Source organism: Stutzerimonas sp. Brlt_14, assembly GCF_051948915.1.
GTDB classification, from domain to species: Bacteria; Pseudomonadota; Gammaproteobacteria; order Pseudomonadales; family Pseudomonadaceae; genus Stutzerimonas; species Stutzerimonas stutzeri.
On record NZ_JAYJLM010000008.1, the window covers coordinates 1 to 23,327 of the forward strand.

Genomic DNA, 23,327 nt, shown 5'->3' on the forward strand with positions numbered 1-23,327 from the left:
ACGCCAGCAAGGGCTGGCGTTTCGTGCAGACGGGTAACGCGCGATCAGCCGCGTGCGCGAGCGGCGTCACGCAGTGCCTTGACCTGATCATGGTTGCGTTGCACGCCCTGGTACTGGCGTTCCACAACGATCCGCACCTCGGCTGGCAGATCTTTTTCCAGCGCCTTGCGGTAGCTCTTCACCGCCACGTCCTCGCCACGTTCGCATTCGTTGAGAATCGCCTCGTCGTCCTTGCCGGTGATCATCGCCTTGAGGTTGACCCAGCGGCGGTGCATGTCGGCCGAGAGGCTGGTGCTGGTCTCCGGATCGCCACCCATCGAGCGCACCAGTTGCTGCAGTTCCGCTGCGGCGGTGGCGCAATCGCGCGAGCGCTGGTTCATGGTGCTCTTGAGCTGCGGGTCGCGCAGATCCTCGGCACATTCGAGAAAGCCCTTTTCCCCATCCTTGCAGGTCTCTATCAGATCGTTGAGCACGGAAATCGTCTCTTTCGTATCCATCTTGTACCTCCTGGCAAGTCGACTCGAAGGGCCAAAAGCAATGGCCCGTGTTAAAAATCGACTGCCCGCGCACCATAAAGGTTCAGCGAAACCGCCCGAAGGCGCAGGCACGCCGAGACAGTGCGGAACAGCCGCTCAGCCCGTTGCCACGCGAGCGCTGAGTGCGGACGGTCGGCCGAGCAGATAGCCCTGGGCCTTGTTCACTGCCAAACGCCGCAGCATCGCCAGCTCCTCCTGCGTCTCGACACCCTCGGCGACCACCTTGCAGCCAGTCTCCTCGGCGAAGCGGATCAGCGCCGCGGCCAGGGCGCGACAGCCGGTGTCGCTGTCGACGTTGCGGATCAGACTGGCGTCGAGCTTGATGACGTCCGGCTTGAGTTTGAGGATGTGGCGGAAGCTCGCGTAGCCGGCGCCGGCATCGTCCACGGCGAGCCGCAGGCCCTCGCGGCGCAGCGGTTCCAGTGCCTCGGCGAGCCGCTCGTAGTCCTGCACCAGGGCATGTTCGGTGACTTCCAGCATCAGCCGGTCCAGTGGCTGGCTGGCGAGCACCTCGCCGACCGCCCCGGCCAGGATGGTTTCGGGCGAGACATTGAGCGACAGGTAGCTGTCGGCCGGTAAACGGTCGAAGCCCTGCAGCGCGGCCTCGATCAGGGCGATCTCCAGTTCCTTCTGCAGCCCGACCTGACCCGCTTCATCGAACCATTTGTCCGGCGTGCGCTGCGGGTCGGCGCGGAAGCGCGCCAGCGCCTCGTGGCCGACGATGCGGTTCTCCACCAGATGCACGATGGGCTGGTAGACCACCCCATAGCTCCGCTCGGCCAGCACGCTCTCGATCCGGCTGCGCTTGCTGGCGCAGCTCTGCTGGCTTTTCGCCTGAGTCTCCAGCAGCCGCCCGGCGAAGGCGGCGAACAGCCGCAGCGTGTTGAGATCGCGCTCGTTCAGGCTGCCATCCGGCCGCGTGCTGAAGCAGCAGAAGGTGCCGTACACACCACCGTCGCTGAAACGGATCGGCACACTCAGGTGCGCACCGACCGGCAGTTCCCGGGTAACCGGCAGCTCCAGCGCCGCAGGCAGCTGGGTGGCGTCGTTGATCAATTCCGGCAGGCGGCCATCGACGACGCGCTGGCAGTAGCTCTCTTCCAGCGGATTGGAGTCGCCGACACACAGCACCAGGTGCTCGGTCCGCCCATCGACATGGCGGAACACCCGGGCCCCCTCGCTGAACTCGGCGATAAACGCAACTTCCATTCCGAGGTGGCTGCGCACCGCATGCAGCGCCTCGCACAGCATGGAGCCGATCGGCACATTGCCGGCTTCGAGCTTCGCCAGCACGGCAACCGGGTCGATCAGGTCCTCAACGGCCGCAACCGGCCTCAAATGTCCGAGCATCCATACCTCCGGGGTCTACGCCTGCAACATAACCCGCCGGCCCTGACGACCGGCCGGCCACAACCGCTGCGCGCCAGCCAGCGGCCGCGCAGCCTCACCTCCAGCGGTCACACGCACGTCGCGACCGCCTTGGCCATCAGTCCGCCTCGCGCGCCAGGCTGACCCAGGTCGGCGCATGGTCGCTGGCGTGCTCCTGACCACGCACCCAACGATCGACACCGGCCGTCTGCAGGCACGGCGCAAGATCGGGGCTGAGCAGCAGATGGTCGATGCGCAGCCCGGAATTCTTCTGCCAGTGCTGACGGAAATAGTCCCAGAAGGTATAGACCGGTTCGTCCGGAAACTGGGCGCGCAAGGCATCGGTCCAGCCCTGAGCCAGCAGGCGCTCGTAGCACGCGCGGCTTTCCGGCTGCAGCAGCGCATCCTTGCGCCAGGAGCGCGGGTTGTAGATGTCTTCGTCAGTGGGCACCACGTTGTAGTCGCCGGCGAGCACCACCGGATGCCCGCTGGCGAGCAAGCCTGCGGCGTGCTCGATCAGCCGCTCGAACCAGGCCAGCTTGTAGTCGAACTTCGGCCCGGGCTGGGGGTTGCCGTTGGGCAGATAGAGGCTGGCGACGATCACCCCGTGCACCGCGGCCTCCAGATAGCGGCTGTGGCTGTCGTCCGGGTCGCCGGGCAGGCCGCGGCGGATCTCCAGCGGCTCGCTGTCACGGGCGAGTATCGCTACGCCGTTCCAGGACTTTTGCCCGTGCCAGATGGCGCCATAGCCGGCGCCGCGGATGTCGTCGATGGGGAAGTCGGCATCCTGCGCCTTGAGTTCCTGCAGACAGACCACGTCGGGCTGCTCGCGCTCGAGCCATTCGAGCAGGTTGGGCAGGCGCGCCCGGATGCCGTTGATGTTGAAGGTGGCGATTTTCAGACGATCCACAAGCGCCTCTCTGCTCAGCTGGTGATATTCACCTTAGCTGTGACCTCACGGGCCGGCATCCGTCCTTGGGCGCCGTCAGTCGGGATCAGCCGGCAAGCACAGGGTGAAGCGGGTCGCGCTGGCGTCGCTGTGCACCTCCACCTCGCCGCCATGCAGCTGCGCGATCGAACGTACGATGGCCAGCCCCAGTCCACCGGAGTCGCCCGGCTCGGCGCGCGAAGGGTCGCAGCGGTAGAAGCGGTCGAACAGGCGTGGCAGATGCTCCGGGGCGATGGGCGAGCCCTGGTTGATCACGCTGACGCGCCGCCAGCCGTCCCCCGTAGCGCTGACGATGCGCACCGGGCTGTCGGCCGCGCCGTAGCGCAGCGCGTTGGCGACGAGATTGGCCAGCGCCCGGCGGATCAGTTCGGGGTCGCCGCACAGCTCGCCCTCGGTCTCGTCGAGCAGCTGGATGCCGCGCTCTTCGGCGACGCCTTCGAAGTAGTCGCACAGTTGCTCGACCAGTGCCGGCAGTGCAAAGCGCTGCCGCTCGATGGCCGCCGCCGGCTGCTCGGCACGCGCGATGAACAGCATGTTGTCGATCATCCGCGCCAGGCGCTCGTACTCCTCCTGATTGGAGACCAGCAGCGCCTGGTAATCCTCCACCGAGCGGGCACGGTGCAGCAGCTGCTGGGTCTGGCCCATGAGGTTGCCCAATGGCGTGCGCATCTCGTGGGCCAGGTCCTCGCTGAAGCGCGACAGGCGGGCGAAACCCTGCTCCAGCCGGGCCAGCATCTGGTTCAGCGCCGCACGCAGCGGTTCCAGCTCGCTCGGCACGGTCGAGTCGTCGAGGCGCAGGTGCAGGTGTTGCACGTCGATCGCCAGGGCCTGACGCGTCAGCCGGCGCACCGGGCGCAGCGCACGCCGGCTGATCAACCAGCCGAGCACGGATGCCAGCAGCGCGCCGACACTCAGCGCCCACCACAGCTTGGTGCGATAGGCACCCAGCATCTGTTCGCGCTCGCTCAGCAGGCGCCCGGCCACCAGCGTCAGCCCCGCCTCGCCGGGCAGCTGCCGCCAGGCCAGACGCGCCTCGCCGATATCCTGCAGCGCCACCGGATCGGCGGCCGGCAGTGGCGGAATCGCCAGACGGGTCGGGTTGATCTCGATCAGTGCACGCCCCTGGGCATCCAGCAGCCAGAGCAGGCTGTCGCGGTTGCCCAGCATGTTCTCGTACAGCTGCGGCCGCTGGCGCAGCGCGTCGACGCTGGCGCTGTCGTCCAGCAGCGCCTGCATGCGCTCCAGCCGGCCGAGCAGCGCCTGGTCGTCGCGCCAGACGATCTCGCGTTCCAGCGAGCGGTAAAGGTAGAGGCCGATGGCGCCGAGCAGCACCACCGCGACGAGGGCGAAGGCCAGTGCCAGGCGCAGGCTGAGTGAGCGTGGCAACAGACTCATGCCGAGATGTCCAGCACGTAGCCCATGCCGCGCACGGTGTGGATGAGCTTGAGCGGGTACGGATCGTCGACCTTGGCGCGCAGCCGGCGGATCGCCACGTCGACCACATTGGTGTCGCTGTCGAAGTTCATCTGCCAGACCTGCGAAGCGATCTGCGCACGGGAAAGCACCTCGCCCTGACGACTGAGCAGCAGGTGCAGCAAGGCGAACTCCTTGTTGGTCAGGTTGATGCGCTCGCCCTGACGGGTGACGCGGCGGCGCAGCAGGTCCAGCTCCAGGTCGGCGACGTGGAAATGCTCGACTTCCCGCGGCGGGCCGCGACGCAGCAGCGTGCGCACCCGCGCCAGCAGCTCGGCGTAGGAAAAGGGTTTGATGAGGTAGTCGTCGGCGCCCAGTTCCAGACCGCGCACCCGGTCTTCCACCGCATCGCGGGCGGTGAGGAACAGCACCGGCGTGTGCGCCGAACGCTGGCGCACCACCTGCACCAGCTGCCAGCCATCGAGCCCGGGCAGCATGACGTCGAGGATTACCAGATCGAACGTTTCCTCCTCGATCAGGTGTTTGCCGTCGACGCCGTTGCGCGCGACCTCCACCCGGTAGCCGGACTCCTCCAACCCACGCTTGAGGTAGTCGGCCGTCTTGGCCTCGTCCTCCACCACCAGAATTCGCATCGGATCACCTCATTGATGGCGCATAGGTTATGGGGCCGTCGGCTTCGCAGCCATTACAAAAGCGTAATGCGCAGGCAACGGTTCTGACGGTCGGCGGGCGGCAGCATGCGCCTCGAAATCCAGCCACCGGAGAAATCGATATGCGTATCGCCGCCACACTGTCACTGCTGGCCCTGGCAGTGCTTACCCCGGCCCTGAGCGCCAACGCCGCCACGCCGACACCGATCACCCAGCAGAACGTCTCGCTGGCGCTGGCCGACGGCCTGATCCAACAGACCCTGGATGCCTGCCACGCACAGAACCGCACCGCGGTAGTCGCCGTGGTCGATCGCGGCGGCAACCTGGTCGCCCTGCGCCGCGACGACAACGTCGGTCCGCACAACACCCTGGCCGCGCAGCGCAAGGCCTACACCGCGCTGTCGAGCAAGACGCCGACCCGGCTGTTCGCCGAACGCGCCGCCAGCACGCCGGATGCCGCCAACCTCAACAGCCTGGACGAACTGCTGCTGCTCGGCGGTGGCGTGCCGCTGAAGGTCGGCGACGAGGTGATCGGTGCCATCGGCGTGGCCGGTGCCGGCGGTGCCAAGAACGACGAGGCCTGCGCCGTGGCCGCCATCGAGAAACTGCTGCCCTCCTCCCACTGAAGAAAAGGAAAACACCATGAAAGCACTACGTTCAATCGCCGCCGGCTTGATGCTCAGTGGCCTGTCCGGTCTCACCCTCGCAGCTGGCAACCCGCTCAGCGTGCACGTGCTGAACCTGGAAAACGGTCTGCCCTCGCCGGATGTGCGCGTCACCCTGGAACAACGTCAGGGTGACACCTGGAAATCACTCAACAGCGGCGAGACCAACGCGCAGGGTCGGATCACCGCGCTCTACCCGGAAGGCAAGGCGCTGGAGAAAGGCACCTACCGCGTCACCTTCAAGACCGGCGACTGGTTCGCCACGCAGAAGACCAGCACCTTTTTCCCCGAAGTTCCGGTGATCTTCGAAGCCGATGGCAGCGTCGAGCACTACCACATCCCGCTGCTGCTGAGCCCCTACGGCTTCTCCACCTACCGCGGCAACTGAGCCGCTCAGCGCACTTCCCAGTAGCCCGGTGCGTTGTAGATGTCCTTCAGGTAGTCGATGAAGAAACGCACCTTGGCCGGCAGGTAGCGCTGCTGCGGGTAGACGGCCTGGATGTCGTAGGCCGGCAGCGCGTACTCGTCGAGTACCGTGACCAGCTCGCCGCGCTTGAGCTCGGCCTGGATCTCCCAGGTCGAGCGCCAGCCGATGCCCAGGCCCTGCTTGACCCAGTCGAACAGCAGCTCACCGTCATTGCAGTCCAGATTGCCAGCCACGCGGATGGCCACCTGCCGACCGTCGCGCAGAAAGGTCCAGCCGCGCTGCTGACCGCCCTGCAGGTTGAAAGCCAGGCAGTTGTGCTCGGTCAGTTCCTCCAGCGTCGTCGGCGTACCATGGCGGGCGAAGTACTCGGGCGAGCCGCAGACCACCCGCCTGTTGGGGAACAGCCGCACCGCCACATAGTTGGGGTCGGTCACCTCGCCGATGCGAATGCCCATGTCGTAACCGTGACGCACCAGGTCGACCACGCTGTCGGTGAAGTTGAACGACAGTTGCAGGTCCGGGTAGCGCGCCTGGAACGCCGGTGCGTGCGGGCCGATATGCCGCCGCCCGAATGCCGCCGGCGCCGACACCACCAGGTGGCCGCGTACCGAGGTGCGGTCGTGGCTGATGCTGGCATCCACCTCATCGAAGTCCTTGAGCAGCCCGCGGGCGCGCTCCAGATACTGCTCGCCCAGATCAGTCAGCGACAGGCCGCGGGTGGAGCGGTGCATCAGCTTGACGCCCAGATGCCGCTCCAGCGCATCCAGCCGCCGCCCCATCACCACCGGGGTGACGTTCTCCTTGTGCGCGGCGGCGGCGAAGCTGCCGCAGTCGGCCACCAGCACGAAGCTGCGCAGGGTCGTATAGCGATCCATTCGATACTCCTGATATCGACAGAAGTGAAGTCTCGGCCAATTCCGCCACGGAATCCAGGTCGGCATGCTTGCGCCACGTATAAAAACTATCGAGTTACCCAGGAGGAACGATCCATGGCCCGAATGAGAGCAATCGATGCCGCCGTCGCGGTGTTGCGCAAGGAAGGCATCGACACCGCCTTCGGCATCCCCGGAGCCGCGATCAATCCGCTGTATTCCGCCCTGCGGGCCGATGGCGGCATCCGTCATATCCTCGCCCGCCACGTCGAGGGTGCCTCGCACATGGCCGAGGGCTATACCCGTGCCAAGCCAGGCAACATCGGCGTGTGCATCGGCACCTCCGGCCCGGCCGGCACCGACATGATCACCGGCCTGTACTCGGCATCCGCCGACTCCATTCCGATCCTCTGCATCACCGGGCAAGCGCCGCGTGCCCGCCTGCACAAGGAAGATTTCCAGGCCGTGGACATCGAGTCCATCGCCAAGCCTGTCACCAAGTGGGCGGTCACGGTACTCGAGCCGGCTCTGGTCCCGCGCGTGTTCCAGCAGGCCTTCCACGTGATGCGCTCCGGCCGCCCCGGCCCGGTGCTGATCGACCTGCCGTTCGACGTGCAGATGGCCGAGATCGAGTTCGACGTCGACACCTACGAGCCGCTGCCGGTCTATAAGCCGGCGGCAACCCGCAAGCAGATCGAGAAAGCCATCGACATGCTCTGCGCCGCCGAGCGCCCGCTGATCGTCGCCGGTGGCGGCATCTACAACGCCGCGGCCGAGGCCTTGCTGGTGGAATTCGCCGAGACCGTGGGCGTGCCGGTGATCCCGACGCTGATGGGCTGGGGCTCGATCCCCGACGACCATCCGCTGATGGCCGGGATGTGCGGGCTGCAGACCAGCCACCGCTACGGCAACGCGACCCTGCTCGAATCCGACTTCGTGCTCGGCATCGGCAACCGCTGGGCCAACCGTCACACCGGCTCCGTGGAGACCTATACCAAGGGCCGCACCTTCGTCCACGTCGACATCGAGCCGACCCAGATCGGTCGGGTGTTCGCGCCGGACTACGGCATCGTCTCCGATGCCCGCGCCGCACTGGAGCTGTTCGTCGACGTGGCCAAGGCGCGCAAGGCCGAAGGGCGTCTGCCGGATCGCCGCGCCTGGGCCGCCGACTGCCTGGAACGCAAGCGCACGATGTTGCGCAAGACCAACTTCGACAGCGTGCCGATGAAGCCGCAGCGCGTGTACCAGTGCATGAACAACGCCTTCGGCAAGGACACCTGCTACGTCAGCACCATCGGCCTGTCGCAGATCGCCGCCGCGCAGTTCCTGCACGTCTACCAGCCACGCCACTGGATCAACTGCGGCCAGGCCGGTCCGCTCGGCTGGACAATTCCGGCGGCGCTCGGTGTGGTTGCCGCGGACCCGACCCGCAAGGTGGTGGCGCTGTCCGGCGACTACGACTTCCAGTTCATGATCGAGGAACTGGCCGTCGGCGCGCAGTTCAAGCTGCCCTACCTGCACATCCTGGTGAACAACGCCTACCTCGGGCTGATCCGCCAGGCGCAGCGCGGCTTCGACATGGATTACTGCGTGCAGCTGGGCTTCGAGAACATCAATGCCGACCAGAGCGGCATGGAAGGCTACGGCGTCGATCACGTCGCGGTGGTCGAGGGACTGGGCTGCAAGGCGCTGCGCGTGTTCAAGCAGGAAGACCTGCGCCCGGCCATCGAGCAGGCCCAGGCGTGGATGGCCGAACACCGCGTGCCGGTGGTGATCGAGGTGATCCTCGAGCGGGTGACCAACATCGCCATGGGCACCGAGATCGACGCGATCAACGAGTTCGAGGCGCTGGCCGCAGGTCGGGAAGATGCCCCGACCGCGGTCGGATTGCTGGACTGATTCAACCGTAACCAGACGCGTGGAAGACGCTTCGCGGTCTTCCATCCTACGAACACTTCGGACCGTAGGGTGGCTGTCGCGAAGCATATCCACCGCAAACGCAACACCCAGGGTGGCCACCACACCACCGCAATGCGAAACCGAATGCGATCCCTACAGATCAGGAGAAAACCATGCCCCGCTTTGCCGCCAACCTGTCGATGCTGTTCACCGAGCAGGACTTCATGGACCGCTTCGCCGCTGCCGCCCAGGCCGGCTTTTCCGGTGTCGAGTACCTGTTCCCCTATGACTTCCCTGCCGAGCAGATCAAGGCTCAGCTGGATGCCAGCAAGCTGACCCAGGTGCTGTTCAACCTGCCGGCCGGTGACTGGGCCGGCGGCGAACGTGGCATCGCCATCCTGCCGGAGCGGGTCGAGGAGTTCCGCGCCGGCGTGGACAAGGCCATCGCCTACGCCAAGGTGCTGGGCAACACCCAGGTCAACTGCCTGGCCGGCATCGCCCCGCGTGGCGCCGATCTCGGCCAGCTGGAAATCACCTTTATCGAAAACCTGCGCTACGCCGCGCAGAAGCTCGAGGAGGCCGGCATCCGCCTGGTGATGGAGATGATCAACACCCGCGACATTCCGCGCTTCTTCCTCAACAACACCTCCCAGGCGCAGGAGATCCGCGGCAAGGTCGGTCACGCCAACCTGTTCCTGCAGTACGACATCTACCACATGCAGATCATGGAGGGAGACCTGGCGCGCACCATCGAGAACAACCTGGCGGCGATCAACCATATCCAGCTGGCGGACAACCCCGGACGCAACGAGCCAGGCACCGGCGAGATCAACTATCGCTTCCTGTTCGAGCATCTGGATCGCATCGGCTACCAGGGCTGGGTCGGCTGCGAATACAAGCCGGCCACCACCACCGAAGCCGGCCTTGGCTGGCTGAAAAGCCACAACGCCATCTGATCAACAGCGCGCCGCCCAGGCAGCAACGCGGGCCGCACAGCGGCCTGCACCACAGAATCGAGGAGAACACTCATGGCTAAAATCGGATTCATCGGCACCGGCATCATGGGCAAGCCCATGGCAATCAACCTGCAGAAGGCCGGCCACCAGATCTTCCTGTCCCAGCACCACGACCAGGCACCGGCCGAACTGACCGAAGCCGGCGCCATCGGCCTGGCCAATCCGCAGGAAGTCGCCCAGGAAGCCGAGTTCATCATCGTCATGGTGCCGGACACCCCGCAGGTCGAAGACGTGCTGTTCCGTGCCGATGGCGTGGCCGCCGGCGTCGGCGCCGGCAAGGTGGTGATCGACATGAGTTCGATCTCCCCAACTGCCACCAAGCAGTTCGCCGAGAAGATCAAGGCCACCGGCGCTGACTACCTCGACGCCCCGGTATCCGGTGGTGAAGTCGGCGCCAAGGCGGCCACCTTGTCGATCATGGTCGGCGGTAGCGAAGCGGCCTTCGAACGCGCGCTGCCCCTGTTCCAGGCGATGGGCAAGAACATCACCCGTGTCGGCGAGAACGGCGATGGCCAGACTGCCAAGGTGGCCAACCAGATCATCGTCGCGCTGAACATCCAGGCGGTCGCCGAGGCACTGCTGTTCGCCGCACGCAACGGTGCCGACCCGGCCAAGGTGCGCGAGGCGCTGATGGGCGGTTTCGCCGGCTCGAAGATTCTCGAGGTACACGGCGAGCGCATGATCAAGGGCACCTTCGACCCGGGCTTCCGCATCAGCCTGCACCAGAAGGACCTCAACCTCGCCCTGGCCGGTGCCCGCGAGCTGGGCCTGAACCTGCCCAACACCGCCAATGCCCAGCAGGTGTTCAGCACCTGCGCGGCAATCGGCGGCAGCGGCTGGGACCATTCGGCGCTGATCAAGGGCCTGGAGCACATGGCCAACTTCTCGATCCGCAAGGAGTAAAGCCTTCGAGCACGCTGCAATGGGCCAGCGACCCCACCTTCAGGGACAGACAGACCGGGTGGTGGGTCATCGCAACGCCCGCGCAGCGCCGCTCAAAGGGCCGGGCCAGAGGTGCGTCAGGTCGGAATCATCGCGTCTCCCCACGACCAGCATGACCTGCGCATCTCAGCCCGACCGCCGTCACCAGACGGCACCTTTTCGATTCGCCCGGCACAAGGAGTCACGGCCCGACTGCCGGGCGGGTCGATTTCAATTGCAGACCTTAGCGCTTGCATTGGCGAGCCCTAAGGTCTGGAATCGGTTGCAGACCTCATACAAGGAGCTTCAGATGACCCTCGACCCGCAAGCCCTGCTGCGCCAGTTGTTCGATAGCGCCATCGAGGCCGCCCATCCACGCCATGTACTCGCCGACCATCTGCCCGAAGACCGCAGCGGCCGTGCCATCGTCATCGGCGCCGGCAAGGCGGCCGCGGCCATGGCCGAAGCCATCGAGAAGGTCTGGGAAGGTGAACTGTCCGGACTGGTGGTGACCCGCTACGAACACCACGCCGACTGCCGGCGTATCGAAGTGGTGGAAGCCGCACACCCGGTCCCGGACGACGCCGGCGAGCGCGTCGCCCGCCGTGTGCTGGAGCTGGTCAGCAACCTCGAGGAAAGCGATCGGGTGATCTTCCTGCTCTCCGGCGGCGGCTCGTCATTGCTGGCATTGCCGGCCGAAGGCATCTCGCTGGCGGACAAGCAGGCGATCAACAAGGCGCTGCTGCGCTCCGGCGCGCACATCGGCGAGATGAACTGCGTGCGCAAGCACCTCTCGGCGATCAAGGGCGGCCGCCTGGCCAGAGCCTGCTGGCCGGCCAGCGTGTACACCTACGCGATCTCCGACGTGCCCGGCGACGAGGCCACGGTGATCGCCTCCGGCCCTACCGTCGCCGACCCCACCACGTCGGCCGAGGCGCTGGCGATTCTCGAGCGTTACCACATCGAGGTGCCGGCCAATGTGCGCGCCTGGCTCGAGGATCCGCGCTCGGAAACCCTCAAGCCGGGCGACCCGATGCTCTCGCGCAGCCACTTCCAGCTGATCGCCACGCCGCAGCAGTCCCTCGATGCCGCGGCCCAGGCGGCCCGTGACGCCGGTATCACCCCACTGATCCTCGGTGATCTGGAAGGCGAAGCACGCGAAGTGGCCAAGGTGCATGCCGGCATCGCCCGCCAGGTGGTGCTGCACGGCCAGCCGATCGCCGCGCCCTGCGTGATCCTGTCCGGCGGCGAGACCACCGTCACCGTGCGCGGCAACGGACGCGGCGGGCGCAATGCGGAGTTCCTGCTCGCCCTGACCGAAGCGTTGCAAGGCCTGCCCGGCGTTTACGCCCTGGCCGGCGACACCGATGGCATCGACGGCTCGGAGGACAACGCCGGCGCGCTGATGACCCCGAACAGCTTTGCCCGCGCCGAGGCGCTGGGCCTGCGTGCCGCCGACTCGCTGGCCGACAACGACGGCTATGGCTACTTCGCCGCGCTGGACAGCCTGATCGTCACCGGCCCGACGCGCACCAACGTCAACGACTTTCGCGCCATCCTGATCCTGCCGTCGTCGGATTGACGGCCTCCACCTCGTACAGGCGCGCATCAGAACAACAACTGCCCCAGAGCACCGCCATGACACACGACAAGAAGGTCAAGATTCTCGCCACCCTCGGCCCGGCCACCCGCAGCGTCGACGACGTGCGCGCACTGGTCGAGGCCGGCGTGAACCTGTTCCGCCTGAACTTCAGCCACGGCGAGCACAGCGACCACGCCGAGCGCTTCGCCTGGATTCGCCAGGTCGAGCAGGAGCTGAACCAGCCGATCGGCATCCTCATGGACCTGCAGGGGCCCAAGCTCAGGGTCGGCCGTTTCGCCGCCGGCAAGGTCCGCCTTGAGCGTGACCAGGCCTTTCGTCTGGACCTGGACCCGACACCGGGCGACAGCCGGCGCGTGAACCTGCCGCACCCGGAGATCATCGCCGCGCTGGAACCGGGCATGCAGCTGCTGATCGACGATGGTCGCCTGCGCCTGACGGTCGTCGAGCGCCATGCCGACGCCATCGAGACCCGCGTGGTGGCCGGCGGCGAGCTGTCCGACCGCAAGGGCGTGAACGTGCCGGAGGCGGTGCTGGAGCTTTCGCCGCTGACGGCGAAGGACCGCCAGGACCTGACCTTCGGCCTCGAGCTGGGCGTGGACTGGGTGGCGCTGTCGTTCGTGCAACGCCCGCAGGACATCCAGGAGGCGCGCAAGCTGATCGGCGAGCGGGCCTTCCTCATGGCCAAGATCGAAAAGCCTTCCGCGGTGCAGCACCTGCGCGAGATCGCCAGGCTGTCGGACGCGATCATGGTGGCGCGTGGCGACCTGGGCGTGGAGGTACCGCCGGAAAACGTGCCGCGCATCCAGAAGAACATCGTGCGCATCTGCCGCCAGCTCGGCCGCCCGGTGGTGGTTGCGACGCAGATGCTCGAATCCATGCGCTTCGCCCCGGCCCCGACCCGTGCCGAAGTCACCGACGTGGCCAACGCCGTGGCCGAGGGTGCGGACGCGGTGATGCTGTCGGCTGAAACCGCCTCCGGCGATTACCCGCTGGAAGCGGTGAGCATGATGAGCAAGATCATCCGCCAGGTGGAAAGCGGCCCGGACTTCCAGGCGCAGCTCGACGTGCACCGGCCCAACGCCGAGGCGACCCTGCCGGATGCCATCAGCTGCGCAATCCGCCGCATCAGCGGCATCCTGCCGGTGGCGGTGCTGGTCAACTACACCGAATCCGGCCGTTCCAGCCTGCGCGCCTCGCGCGAGCGGCCGGCCACGCCGATCCTCAGCCTGACGCCCAGCACCGCCACCGCACGCAAGCTGACGGTGGCCTGGGGCGTGTACTCGGTAGTGGATGCGCCGATGCGCGACATGGAGCAGGTCAGCGGCCACGCCGTCGAGCTGGCACGGGCGCAGGGCATGGCCGAGAGCGGCGATACGGTGCTGATCACCGCCGGTGTGCCACTGGGCCAGCCGGGTACCACCAACTCGCTGCGCATCGAAGTCCTGCCCTGAATGGAGCCGGGCGCAAGCCCGGCCCACCTCCCCACGACAGCGGTCGTCGACCCCTTGCGGGTCGGCACCCTTGCGCTCGCCTGGATTTCGCCGATGCCCGACTCTTCGCACCTGCGCGCCGTGCTGCATGCCTTCGCCCAGATTTTTTTGCAGCGCCATGCCGGCTGCGGAGCGCTGGTCATGCTCGCGCTGGCCAGTGGCGCCCCGGCACTGCTCGTCGGCGCCTTGAGCGGCGTGCTGGTCGCTCACCTAGGCGCCACCTGGCTCGGCTATCCACCGGCTGATCGAGACGACGGTCTCTACGGTTACAACGCCGCGCTGCTCGGCGCGCTGCTGGTGACCCAGCTGGGCCTGTCAGGCGCCAGCCTGGTGCTGGTCGGCGTGGCGGCGCTGGCCAGCTGTCCGCTACAGGCCTGGCTGCTCGCTCGACTGCGCCACCACGGCGGCCTGCCGGGCTTCACCCTGCCCTTCGTGCTGATCGGCCTGCTCGCGCTGTTGTGCATCGCGCCGGTGTCGGTTTCATCGCCCGATGTCCCCGCACCCGACGCAACGACGCTGCGCGACGCCTGGCTGCTGGGTATCGGCCAGGTGGTCTTTCTCCACCAGCCGCTCGCGGCCGCCTGCCTACTGGCGGCCGTGGCCCTGGCCTCCTTGCGCGATGCCCTGTGGCTGCTGGCGGGCTCGGCGATGGGGTTGTTGGCTGCGGGCCTGTTTGGCGCACCCTGGGCGGACGGCCAGGCCGGTTTCAACCCGGCCCTCGCCGCGCTGGCCCTGGTGCAATGGCGTGGCGGTTGGCGCCTGCCGCTGCTGGGCATGATTGCCGCAGTGGCGATCTGGCGGGTGTGCATCGAACTGGGGCTGCCGGCCCTGACCCTGCCGTTCCTGCTGGCGACCTGGCTAGGCCTGGCGCTGCGCGCACCCCATCCCAGCCGGGTCGATTAGCCAGCACAAAGCCTCACCCTCCGGTTGTCAGCGGGTCCTGTTCCTGCGGGTAGCGGTGCTCTTCGGCGACGTCGCCACCCTCGGCGTGCACCTTGACTAGCGCCGTGCGCAACTTCATGTAATCCCGGGTTTCGTCGAGGATGTCCTGCCGGTTCGCCGCTTCGAGCAGGGCGCGCTGGTCGCCCTCTTCGCGCAGCACCCAACGATCGTCTTCATGGGTGATGTGATAGATCTCCATGCCTTTCTCCAGCTAATGAAATGTTCGGGCTCTCCCATAGGAAAGCCGGACGGCGACGAAGGTTCGGCACGCAAGCGGAGTGTACATTCCACCCTCATGGGTTCGGATGACCCGTGCAGATCAGGGTTAATTTCACCAGTAGCACCCCGAAAACCTTGATTCAAGTCAATTTCAGAGCTGGAACGATTGTTGAAAGCCCTCTGCATGACGTTCGCCACGGCGACGTCGGTTTTTCCCACCAGAGGAATATTCGATGCTTTGCGCTGAACAGATCGCCCTTATCAAAGCCACCGTGCCATTGCTGGAAAGCGGTGGCGAAGCCCTGACCAACCATTTCTACAAGCTGCTGCTGAGCGAGCATCCCGAGGTTCGCCCGCTGTTCAACCAGGCGCACCAGGCCAGCGGCGAGCAACCGCGCGCCCTGGCCAACGGCGTGCTGATGTATGCCCGGCATATCGACCGGCTGGACGCCCTCGGCCCGCTGGTGGCACAGATCATCAACAAGCACGTCGCCCTGCAGGTGCTACCCGAGCATTACCCGCTGGTCGGCAATTGCTTGCTGCGCGCCATCCGCGAGGTGCTTGGCGAGGCCATCGCCACCGATGCGGTGATCGAGGCCTGGGCGGCGGCCTATCAGCAGCTCGCCGACCTGCTCATCGGCCAGGAAGAACGCCTCTACCAGGCCAAGGCCGAAGCGCCGGGAGGCTGGCGTGGCGCGCGCCCGTTCCGCATTGCGCGCAAGGTCAAGGAGAGCGAGGAGATCACCTCGTTTCACCTGCAAGCGGAGGATGGCGGGCCGCTGATGGAGTTCCTGCCCGGCCAGTACATCGGTCTGAGGCTGGAGATCAATGGCAAGGAAGAGCGCCGCAACTACTCGTTGTCCGCTGCCGGCAACGGTCGCGAGTATCGCATCAGCGTCAAGCGCGAGCCTGGCGGCGTGGTCTCCAATGCGCTGCACGACATGCCGGAGGGCGCGATCGTCGAGCTGTTCGCGCCGGCAGGCGAGTTCACCCTTGCGCCCGGGAACAAGCCGTTGGTGCTGATCAGCGGCGGCGTGGGGATCACCCCGACCCTGGCGATGCTGGAGCAGGCGCTGGCGACGTCCCGGCCGGTGCACTTCATCCACTGCGCGCGCAATGCCGGGGTGCACGCCTTCCGCCGCGCCGTGGACGCACTCGCCGAGCGCCACACGCAGCTCCAGCGCTTCTACTGCTACGAGGAGCACGACGGCTCGGCTGACGCACCGGATGCCATCGGCCGGCTGACCGAACAGCAGTTGGCGGACTGGCTACCGCAGAGCCGCGATGTCGACGCCTACTTCCTCGGCCCGAAACCATTCATGGCGGCCGTGCGCCGGCAACTCAAGGCCATTGGCGTGCCGGAGCAGCAAACGCGCTACGAGTTCTTCGGTCCCGCATCAGCCCTCGATTGACCCATTCGAGGCTCGCGCCACGCGAGCCTCCTCCAGAGGAGATTCAGTCATGCCGTTCCAGCCCGGTTGCTTCCGAAACCTGTGGTTCATGGCCAACAGCTTCATGGTGGGTGGCGTGCTGCTGTTGCTGCTCGGCATCAGCGGTGCCTATCTGTTCGATCATCGGCTGGCGATGGGCAGTGTGGTCGCTGCTCACGCTCTGGTCATACTTGGCCCGACGGCGCTGAAGATCGGATACGTCATGCGCCTGCTCGCCGAGCGAAACGCGCGCTTCGCATAGCAGGCCAAGCTGACCGGCTGCAATTAACAGAACTCTTTTCTACGCCAATAAGCCCATTTACCGCTTCGCTTGTAATTTCATCACGCCATAGTCCTACTGCATATGAGGAAAACCATTCGTCTGCACTTTGAAACAGGGCGAAACTCCTGTGGCGATACCCCCTCTGAGACAGTGAAGGCTGATTGATCTCTCTCTTTCAGCCGTTTGTGAAAGTGTCTATCCAATCGAGGAGAAAAACACATGGCAAATAACAACCCTGGCAACTTCGCCAACGATCGAGAGAAAGCTTCCGAAGCCGGCCGCAAGGGCGGTCACAACAGTGGCGGCAACTTTGCCAATGACCGCGAGAAGGCCTCCGAGGCCGGCCGCAAGGGTGGCCAGAACAGCCACGGCGGTGGCCGCAGCAGCTAACTAACGCTACGGCAAAACAGAAAAGGCAGGCGCTTCGGCACCTGCCTTTTCTTATTTAACAAAGGCCGCTACCCGTCACCGACAGATATTATTATCTTTTACCGTATGCATTAAAAAATCTGCGCTAAGTTGCTATCGAATAGATATCAAATCGATACACTAAACAATGGCGATCGATATATATTTGCCAGCCCGTTAATATCAAAAACCCGCAACGAGCGCTACGTGACGATAATATTCCGACCAACTGCACGACCGCACATGTTCGCCTTTCGAATTCTTGATCGACAGCGCGAGTCGACCAATGGCAGCACCCGCTCGGCAACACGCCAAAGGCCTTCGGGCAGCGCCTTGCTCGCCATTTGCCGCTACCATCACCCGATGTCCAGAACGGAACGACCCGATGAGCAGCGCATTTTCGGACCGCATCATCCAGAGCCTGCTGGATACCGACTTCTACAAGCTCACCATGATGCAGGCGGTCCTGCATCACTACCCCAATGCGGAAGTGGAATGGGCCTTTCGCAGCCGCTCCGGCGAAGACCTGAGCCCTTACCTGAGCGAGATCCGCCACCAGATCGAAGCGCTGGCCGAGCTGCAGATGTCCGCCGAGGAATTGGCCTTCCTCGAGCGCGTCCCCTATATGCAGCCCGACTTCATCCGCTTTCTCGGGCTGTTCCGCTTCGACCTCCGCTACCTGCGGGTGGATGTCGAGGACGGTGAGCTGGTGATGTACCTGCGCGGGCCCTGGCTGCATGTGATCCTGTTCGAAGTACCGCTGCTGGCCATCGTCAGCGAGGTGCGCAACCGCGCGCGCTATGCGCAGGTGACGCTGGAACAGGCGGGCGCCAGGCTGGACGAAAAGTTCGCCTGGCTGCGCAGCCAGGCGACTGCCGAGGAGCTGGCCAGCTTCACCCTGGCTGACTTCGGCACCCGGCGACGATTCTCCTTCGCGGTTCAGGCCATGGTGGTCGAGCGCCTGCGCTGCGACTTTCCCGGCCGTTTCGTCGGCACCAGCAACGTGCATCTGGCCCGCACGCTGGACGTGAAACCCATGGGCACCATGGCCCACGAATGGATCATGGCGCACCAGCAGCTCGGCCCGCGCCTCATCGACAGTCAGGTCGCGGCGCTCGACTGCTGGGTTCGCGAATACCGTGGCGCACTGGGCATCGCGCTGACCGACTGCATCACCATGGATGCCTTCCTGCGCGACTTCGATCTGTACTTCGCCAAGCTGTTCGATGGCCTGCGCCACGACTCGGGCGATCCCTTGGAATGGGCGGAGAAAGCCATCGCACACTACCAGCGCCTCGGCATCGATCCGAAAAGCCGTCAGCTGATCTTTTCCGACGGTCTGGATTTCGCCAAGGCACTGCACATCCACCGCGCCCTGATCGACCGCAGCAGACCCAGCTTCGGCATAGGCACCGGGCTCACCTGCGACATTCCGGGAGTGGAGCCGACCAACATGGTGATCAAGATGACCGCCTGCAACGGCCAGCCGGTGGCAAAGATCTCCGACTCGCCGGGCAAGACCATGTGCCGCGACGAAGCCTTCGTCAGCTACCTGCGCCACGTGTTCGGCGTCGCTGCCGGCTGACCCGGACGCGCCGCACGCTACCCTGCGGCTAGCCGCTCAGCGCGAGCGACCCCTGCTGCAGCACCGCATCCGGCTCCATTGCGCAGAGCCGATTGCGCCCGCCGGTCTTGGCGTAGTACATGCGTTTGTCCGCCAGCTCCAGCAGATCCCGGTAGTCGTCCACCTGATCGCAACGCCGCTCCGCCAGGCCGATGCTGGCGGTCAGCGGTGCGCCGTCCGGGCGCAGGCCGAGGCCTTGCCCGACAATACGCTCGAGCGCCAGGTGCGCCTGCTGCATGTCGGTATCCGGCATGATCAACAGGAACTCCTCGCCGCCCCAGCGCAGCAGGCTGTCGGACGCGCGCAGGGTCGTCACCAGACGCCGCGCCGCGCAGCGCAGCACCTGGTCGCCGGCTTCATGCCCGTGGTTGTCGTTGATCGACTTGAAATGATCCAGGTCGATGAAGGCCAGCGCCAGCGCGCCATCCTTGCGCTGCGCGCTATCCCACTGCAGGCGCAGGATCTCCTCTCCGCTGCCACGGGAAAACACCCCCGTGAGCGGATCACGGATCGCCTGGCGCACCAGCGCGAACATGAATGCCAGCTGACTCATGCTGGCCAGGCTGGTGACACCGGCAATGAGGATCAGCAACCAGAACGCCCCTGCGAACGACGGCCAGTTGAGCGTGGCCCAGCTGAGATAGCCGGCGAACGCCTGGGCCAGCAGCAGCAGGCTGGCCAGCACCAGATTCTCCACCAGGGTCAACGGGAAGATGGTCAGCCCGGCCATCAGCACGAACGGCAGGAAGGCATAGCCCGCACCGACCACGGCCGAGAACTGCGCCAGCTGATAGCTGCCGAGCAGGGCATGTGACGCGATGTAGAAGATCGTAGGTATCGCGAAGAGGATGGCGATCGCGCGGTAGGCATCCAGCAGGTTGCCACTCGGCCGGTAGAACAAGAGCAGTCCGGTGAAGGCGAGGCAGGCCATCATGCGCAACCCGGCCAACGCCAGCCACAGCCGCGGCTCGAACACCATCAGGTCGATCAGACTCCACAGGGGCGTCAGCACCGCGAAGAGAAAAGCGAACAGGCGGACACGGTTGACGATCAGCGTCGCCCGGCGCTGGCAGAGCAGCAACGGATGGCGACCCGGCGTCAGCAGATGGCGCAGTTCATTGGGCTTGAGTTCGCTGGGCAGCAGCGTTGTCAGGCGGTTGAGCAGCAAATCGAGGGGCGATGGCATCTTATTGTTGTGCTCCCAACTGGGACGGTCTATTCGCAGCAGGCACGCCTCCGGCGACTCCCGAATACCGATGGCGGCTCTTCAATCCATTTCAAAGCGGCGACTACTCGGCAGGGCGAAAGCATCACCCCAGGCGCAAGCGGAGCCGATGGTAGCCAGTTGACCCCAGCATTCCCTTGAGCCAGGACAATGAATTGATTGCAAACAGCCATTACTTCCTTAGAGGTAGCGCCACTGAGGAACAATCGCCCTTTTGAGCGCTTATCGGCACGGACACCAGCCAGTAGCGTGACCGGGTCGCCCGCCCCGTCTGCGAGTCGACGTATCCACAAAAAGAACAATAAGGAGATACCCCCGTGCAAAGCGCTCTCAAGCCGCTTGCGGCAGCCGTTCTGCTCACCTGCGTGTCCAGCGTCGCTACTGCCGATAGCGGGCCGTTCAGCCAGTTCATCGTATTCGGCGACTCGCTGAGCGATGCGGGCAATTTTCCGGATCTGCAAAGCCCGACGCTCGGCGGCAACCCCACCGGGGGGTTGCGCTTCACCAACCGCACCGGCCCCACCTACGGACCGGGCGAATACATCGGCGAGGTCGGCACCCAACGACTGGCCGGCATGCTGGGTCTGCAGTCCCTGCCATCCACACCGCTGCTGCCGGCGCTGCTGACTGGCAACCCCGACGGGACCAACTATGCAGTGGGCGGTTACCGTACCGATCAAATACTCGACTCGATAAACGGCGACTCCATCGTCGAGGTAGGCGGCCTTAGCCGTACCCGACCCGGTTATCTGCGGGAAAATCCGCGAGTCGACAGCAATGCCCTGTATTACCTGAACGGTGGCGGCAACGACATCTTCCAGCTCAACACCAACCCGGTGACCATGGCCCAAGCCGCGAGCAATCTGGTGGCTGGCGTCGGCGCCCTGCAGGCAGCAGGAGCGCGCTACATCATCGTTTCCGATCTGCCCGACGTCGGTACCACGCCGTTGGGCGCCTTCACCGGGCAGGCTGCGACGTTCAACTTCCTGAGCGACCAGTTCAATGCCGAGCTGGCCAGCCAACTGCAAGCCCAGGGCGGCAACTACGTACTGGTGAACAATCGCCTGCTGCTCGCCGAGGTGCGCGCTGATCTGGCGGCGTTCGGCTTCGACCCCAACGTGGCGCAGACCGCAGTGTGTTTCGACGCGTCGGCCGGCAACTGCCAGGCTGATCCGGTTTACAGCCTCGGCGGCAGCGCGCCGGACCCAAGCCGCCTGCTGTTCAACGACGCCGTGCATCCCACCACCGCGGTTCACCAGATCAGCGCTGACTATCTCTACTCCATCATCTCAGCACCGTGGGAAGTGTCGTTACTGCCGGAGATGGGCCGCTCCGCATTGCGCGCCCACCTGCAGCAGCTGGATACCGAGCTGGCCGCTCTGCGTGGCGATTGGCAACCGGTCGGCGCGTGGCGCACCTTCGTTCAGGGCGGTTACAACCGACCTGAGTACGACGGTTACGGTGGTGGAGACGGACATGGTCTGAGCCTGTCGCTGGGTGTTACCCATCGACTGAGCGAAGCCTGGCTGGCCGGCGTCAGCCTCGGGCTGGCGGAAAACTCGCTGGAGCTGGGTCGAAACGACTCCGACTACGACATGCGCAGCTATCTGGCCACGGCGTTCGCCCGTTACGAGTATCAGCGCCTGTTCGCTGACTTCAGCCTCAGCGCAGGCTACCTGGACTACCACGACCTGAAGCGCACCTTCGCCCTCGGCATCACCGAGCGCACGGAAAAGGGCGACACCGAGGGAACCCTCTGGGGCGCCGCGGTGAAGACCGGCTTCAACCTGATGCAGCCGGGCGATCGCCTGCAGTTCGGGCCGTTCATCGGTGCCAGCTACCAGAAAGTGGACGTCGACGGATACAGCGAGAAAGGCGCCCGTTCTACCACCCTGAGCTATGACGATCAGGAACTGGACTCGCTACGCCTGTCGCTCGGCCTGTTCGGCGACTATGCCCTGACCGAACGCACGCGACTGTTCGGCGAGGTGGCACGGGAGGTGGAGCGCGAGGATGAGGACCGCCGCGACTTGCGCATGTCCTTGAACAGCGTGCCGGGCAACAGTTTCGAACTGCCCGGAGCGGTGCCGACCGGCGACCAGACACGTTTCAGCGTCGGCCTGACGCACCGCCTGACGCCCGGCCTGGCGCTGCGTGCCAATTACCATTACCGCGGAAACGACAACCGCGACCACGGGCTCGGACTGTCGCTGGCCTTGGATCTGTAGAGGGAGACGCTCAAAGGCCGCCGCCGCGAATGCGCGCGGCGGCCGAGCGAGGTGAACTCAGCGCCCGTCGATCTGCCCTTGCAGGTTGGCAATCTGCCCCTGCATGGCGTTGATGGTGCGAGTGACCTGGGCGCGGAAGGAATCGAATTCGGCGGTATTGGTATTGTTGACAGGCGCCGGACGGTTTTCCAGTTCGCTGCGCAGCACCAGGATGTCCTGCTCCAGACGGCTGATCGCCTGACTCTGGTTACCACCCTGCTTGAGCGCCGCCACGTCCTTGCTCAGGCTGTCGATCCGTCCGGCCAGCTTGGCCTGCTCGTCCAGCGCAGACTTCAGCGTGGCCTGCTCGCTACCGAGGGTCTTGACCGTCTCGGCCAGCGATGCGGTGGTGCTCTGCTGGCTCTGCACGTCGGACCCCAGCCGCTCCAGGCGCTTGCCCTGCTCTTCCATGCGCTGATCCTGATTGCCTTGCCGGCCGGCCAGGCTCTGCTGCTCGGTGGCAAAGGCCTGCTGTTGGCGAGCGAGGTCGATGGCCTGCTGCTCGAGTTGCTTGATCCGCAGTTTCACCGCCTCGCTCTCGGTGGTGACGTTGGACTCGGTCGCCACCACCTTGCCGGAAATGTCCTGCAGCCTTCCGGCGGCGTCCTCGCTGATCCGCGCGAAGCTTTCCTGTGTGGCGACCAGCTGCATCTCCAGCATCGCGATCTTCTGATAGCTCCACCAGCCCAGGGCGCCGAGGCTGATCAGCAGAGCCAGCACCACGACCCACAGCGGCGCCGTGCTCGCCTTGCCACCGCTGGCCGGGCGGCGCTTCTGCCGCGGACGGGTGTCGTCGGCGTAATCGCCCGAGCCCTTGCGAATCGGCTCCAGATCCGGCGCCGGGTAGGGCTCCACACGGTCACGGCCTGCGGTCAGGCTGGGGATGTTGTCCAGTTCGTCGTGAGCATCGTTGCGCATGGGTTACCTTCGATGGCGCGGTGCGAAAAACAGCGCGCAGTATAAACGGTTCGGGGCGCGGCCATCAGCGACTCGCGTCTGCCGCCCTGGATGCACCGCGGTAGAGCATCGCGACGGCGGTGACGCGCATCACGGTGCAGTGAAAGCCAGCACCGGATCGGCCGCCGACAGCTGCCGGGCC

22 protein-coding genes are annotated in these 23,327 nt (G+C 65.6%); 13 read left to right on the forward strand and 9 right to left on the reverse strand.

Annotated elements, in window-relative coordinates:
• Positions 1–44: 44 nt before the first annotated feature.
• The 5 genes from VF716_RS18790 to VF716_RS18810 all read right to left on the reverse strand — a co-directional run bounded on the left by VF716_RS18790 (position 45) and on the right by VF716_RS18810 (position 4,919).
• The gene (locus tag VF716_RS18790) at positions 45–497 is read right to left on the reverse strand and encodes a PA2169 family four-helix-bundle protein (protein WP_017245850.1); all 453 of its coding nucleotides are present in this window, start codon (positions 495–497) and stop codon (positions 45–47) included.
• 135 nt (positions 498–632) lie between these two features.
• Entirely contained in the window at positions 633–1,886 is a 1,254-nt protein-coding gene (locus VF716_RS18795) for a sensor domain-containing phosphodiesterase (protein ID WP_017245851.1), read from the reverse strand.
• 136 nt (positions 1,887–2,022) lie between these two features.
• Positions 2,023–2,814, reverse strand: coding sequence for an exodeoxyribonuclease III (gene xth / locus VF716_RS18800; RefSeq protein WP_013983700.1), 792 nt, complete (start codon positions 2,812–2,814; stop codon positions 2,023–2,025).
• 75 nt (positions 2,815–2,889) lie between these two features.
• Positions 2,890–4,248 (reverse strand): heavy metal sensor histidine kinase, encoded by a 1,359-nt coding sequence (locus VF716_RS18805; protein WP_125921219.1) that lies wholly within the window; start codon positions 4,246–4,248, stop codon positions 2,890–2,892.
• The gene (locus VF716_RS18810; protein WP_049325683.1) at positions 4,245–4,919 is read right to left on the reverse strand and encodes a heavy metal response regulator transcription factor; all 675 of its coding nucleotides are present in this window, start codon (positions 4,917–4,919) and stop codon (positions 4,245–4,247) included. Before VF716_RS18810 ends, VF716_RS18805 begins: the two co-directional genes overlap by 4 nt.
• A 140-nt stretch (positions 4,920–5,059) precedes the next feature.
• On the opposite strand from VF716_RS18810, the gene VF716_RS18815 reads away from it, so the two are divergent.
• Entirely contained in the window at positions 5,060–5,563 is a 504-nt protein-coding gene (locus tag VF716_RS18815; RefSeq protein ID WP_045633289.1) for a GlcG/HbpS family heme-binding protein, read from the forward strand.
• Positions 5,564–5,579: 16 nt separating this feature from the next.
• Positions 5,580–5,990 (forward strand): hydroxyisourate hydrolase, encoded by a 411-nt coding sequence (uraH, locus tag VF716_RS18820; protein ID WP_125921218.1) that lies wholly within the window; start codon positions 5,580–5,582, stop codon positions 5,988–5,990.
• A gap of 5 nt (positions 5,991–5,995) precedes the next feature.
• Here uraH and VF716_RS18825 read toward each other — a convergent pair whose 3' ends face one another.
• Entirely contained in the window at positions 5,996–6,904 is a 909-nt protein-coding gene (locus VF716_RS18825; protein ID WP_013983705.1) for a LysR family transcriptional regulator, read from the reverse strand.
• A 114-nt stretch (positions 6,905–7,018) separates the two neighbouring features.
• Here VF716_RS18825 and gcl point away from each other — a divergent pair, with 114 nt between their 5' ends.
• From gcl to VF716_RS18855, 6 genes are all read left to right on the forward strand, one after another.
• Positions 7,019–8,800, forward strand: coding sequence for a glyoxylate carboligase (gcl, locus tag VF716_RS18830; RefSeq protein ID WP_014597455.1), 1,782 nt, complete (start codon positions 7,019–7,021; stop codon positions 8,798–8,800).
• Positions 8,801–8,973: 173 nt separating this feature from the next.
• Positions 8,974–9,756, forward strand: a complete 783-nt coding sequence (gene hyi, locus VF716_RS18835; protein ID WP_011914205.1) for a hydroxypyruvate isomerase — start codon at positions 8,974–8,976, stop codon at positions 9,754–9,756.
• A gap of 72 nt (positions 9,757–9,828) precedes the next feature.
• On the forward strand, positions 9,829–10,719 hold the full coding sequence (locus VF716_RS18840) for a 2-hydroxy-3-oxopropionate reductase (protein WP_049325681.1): 891 nt from the start codon (positions 9,829–9,831) through the stop codon (positions 10,717–10,719).
• Positions 10,720–11,047: 328 nt separating this feature from the next.
• Entirely contained in the window at positions 11,048–12,319 is a 1,272-nt protein-coding gene (locus VF716_RS18845; RefSeq protein WP_125877119.1) for a glycerate kinase type-2 family protein, read from the forward strand.
• A gap of 56 nt (positions 12,320–12,375) precedes the next feature.
• Positions 12,376–13,791 (forward strand): pyruvate kinase, encoded by a 1,416-nt coding sequence (gene pyk, locus VF716_RS18850; RefSeq protein WP_020308775.1) that lies wholly within the window; start codon positions 12,376–12,378, stop codon positions 13,789–13,791.
• A 93-nt stretch (positions 13,792–13,884) separates the two neighbouring features.
• Positions 13,885–14,733 carry an urea transporter gene (locus VF716_RS18855; RefSeq protein ID WP_125877121.1) on the forward strand — a complete coding sequence of 283 codons (849 nt, stop codon included), beginning with the start codon at positions 13,885–13,887 and terminating at the stop codon, positions 14,731–14,733.
• A gap of 13 nt (positions 14,734–14,746) precedes the next feature.
• On the opposite strand, the gene VF716_RS18860 is transcribed toward VF716_RS18855, so the two are convergent.
• Positions 14,747–14,971: a DUF2188 domain-containing protein gene (locus VF716_RS18860; RefSeq protein WP_041755667.1), complete on the reverse strand. Its 225-nt coding sequence runs from the start codon at positions 14,969–14,971 to the stop codon at positions 14,747–14,749.
• A gap of 253 nt (positions 14,972–15,224) precedes the next feature.
• On the opposite strand from VF716_RS18860, the gene hmpA reads away from it, so the two are divergent.
• From hmpA to pncB, 4 genes are all read left to right on the forward strand, one after another.
• A complete protein-coding gene (gene hmpA, locus VF716_RS18865; RefSeq protein WP_095461018.1) occupies positions 15,225–16,403 on the forward strand; it encodes an NO-inducible flavohemoprotein in 1,179 nt (392 codons plus the stop codon).
• 49 nt (positions 16,404–16,452) lie between these two features.
• A complete protein-coding gene (locus VF716_RS18870; protein WP_049338962.1) occupies positions 16,453–16,683 on the forward strand; it encodes a hypothetical protein in 231 nt (76 codons plus the stop codon).
• Between the two features lie 240 nt (positions 16,684–16,923).
• A complete protein-coding gene (locus VF716_RS18875) occupies positions 16,924–17,094 on the forward strand; it encodes a general stress protein (protein WP_003290130.1) in 171 nt (56 codons plus the stop codon).
• A gap of 403 nt (positions 17,095–17,497) precedes the next feature.
• A complete protein-coding gene (pncB, locus tag VF716_RS18880) occupies positions 17,498–18,697 on the forward strand; it encodes a nicotinate phosphoribosyltransferase (protein WP_013983717.1) in 1,200 nt (399 codons plus the stop codon).
• Between the two features lie 28 nt (positions 18,698–18,725).
• Here pncB and VF716_RS18885 read toward each other — a convergent pair whose 3' ends face one another.
• Positions 18,726–19,922, reverse strand: coding sequence for a diguanylate cyclase (locus tag VF716_RS18885; protein ID WP_440552847.1), 1,197 nt, complete (start codon positions 19,920–19,922; stop codon positions 18,726–18,728).
• 356 nt (positions 19,923–20,278) lie between these two features.
• On the opposite strand from VF716_RS18885, the gene VF716_RS18890 reads away from it, so the two are divergent.
• A complete protein-coding gene (locus tag VF716_RS18890; RefSeq protein WP_440552848.1) occupies positions 20,279–22,189 on the forward strand; it encodes an autotransporter domain-containing protein in 1,911 nt (636 codons plus the stop codon).
• A 57-nt stretch (positions 22,190–22,246) separates the two neighbouring features.
• Here the strand turns inward: VF716_RS18890 and VF716_RS18895 are convergent, their stop codons facing one another.
• Positions 22,247–23,146, reverse strand: a complete 900-nt coding sequence (locus VF716_RS18895; protein WP_125882596.1) for an ATPase — start codon at positions 23,144–23,146, stop codon at positions 22,247–22,249.
• Between the last annotated feature and the right edge of the window lie 181 nt (positions 23,147–23,327).

Bases quoted from the DNA above. Each gene is read 5' to 3' on its own strand.
- VF716_RS18860 (WP_041755667.1), bottom strand. From the start codon at position 14,971: ATGGAGATCTATCACATCACCCATGAAGACGATCGTTGGGTGCTGCGC.
- pncB (WP_013983717.1), top strand. From the start codon at position 17,498: ATGAGCAGCGCATTTTCGGACCGCATCATCCAGAGCCTGCTGGATACC.
- VF716_RS18870 (WP_049338962.1), top strand. From the start codon at position 16,453: ATGCCGTTCCAGCCCGGTTGCTTCCGAAACCTGTGGTTCATGGCCAAC.
- VF716_RS18855 (WP_125877121.1), top strand. From the start codon at position 13,885: ATGCCCGACTCTTCGCACCTGCGCGCCGTGCTGCATGCCTTCGCCCAG.
- VF716_RS18795 (WP_017245851.1), bottom strand. From the start codon at position 1,886: ATGCTCGGACATTTGAGGCCGGTTGCGGCCGTTGAGGACCTGATCGAC.
- VF716_RS18895 (WP_125882596.1), bottom strand. From the start codon at position 23,146: ATGCGCAACGATGCTCACGACGAACTGGACAACATCCCCAGCCTGACC.
- VF716_RS18790 (WP_017245850.1), bottom strand. From the start codon at position 497: ATGGATACGAAAGAGACGATTTCCGTGCTCAACGATCTGATAGAGACC.
- uraH (WP_125921218.1), top strand. From the start codon at position 5,580: ATGAAAGCACTACGTTCAATCGCCGCCGGCTTGATGCTCAGTGGCCTG.
- VF716_RS18875 (WP_003290130.1), top strand. From the start codon at position 16,924: ATGGCAAATAACAACCCTGGCAACTTCGCCAACGATCGAGAGAAAGCT.
- VF716_RS18885 (WP_440552847.1), bottom strand. From the start codon at position 19,922: ATGCCATCGCCCCTCGATTTGCTGCTCAACCGCCTGACAACGCTGCTG.
- gcl (WP_014597455.1), top strand. From the start codon at position 7,019: ATGGCCCGAATGAGAGCAATCGATGCCGCCGTCGCGGTGTTGCGCAAG.
- hmpA (WP_095461018.1), top strand. From the start codon at position 15,225: ATGCTTTGCGCTGAACAGATCGCCCTTATCAAAGCCACCGTGCCATTG.
- hyi (WP_011914205.1), top strand. From the start codon at position 8,974: ATGCCCCGCTTTGCCGCCAACCTGTCGATGCTGTTCACCGAGCAGGAC.
- VF716_RS18845 (WP_125877119.1), top strand. From the start codon at position 11,048: ATGACCCTCGACCCGCAAGCCCTGCTGCGCCAGTTGTTCGATAGCGCC.
- VF716_RS18825 (WP_013983705.1), bottom strand. From the start codon at position 6,904: ATGGATCGCTATACGACCCTGCGCAGCTTCGTGCTGGTGGCCGACTGC.
- VF716_RS18815 (WP_045633289.1), top strand. From the start codon at position 5,060: ATGCGTATCGCCGCCACACTGTCACTGCTGGCCCTGGCAGTGCTTACC.
- VF716_RS18805 (WP_125921219.1), bottom strand. From the start codon at position 4,248: ATGAGTCTGTTGCCACGCTCACTCAGCCTGCGCCTGGCACTGGCCTTC.
- VF716_RS18810 (WP_049325683.1), bottom strand. From the start codon at position 4,919: ATGCGAATTCTGGTGGTGGAGGACGAGGCCAAGACGGCCGACTACCTC.
- VF716_RS18840 (WP_049325681.1), top strand. From the start codon at position 9,829: ATGGCTAAAATCGGATTCATCGGCACCGGCATCATGGGCAAGCCCATG.
- pyk (WP_020308775.1), top strand. From the start codon at position 12,376: ATGACACACGACAAGAAGGTCAAGATTCTCGCCACCCTCGGCCCGGCC.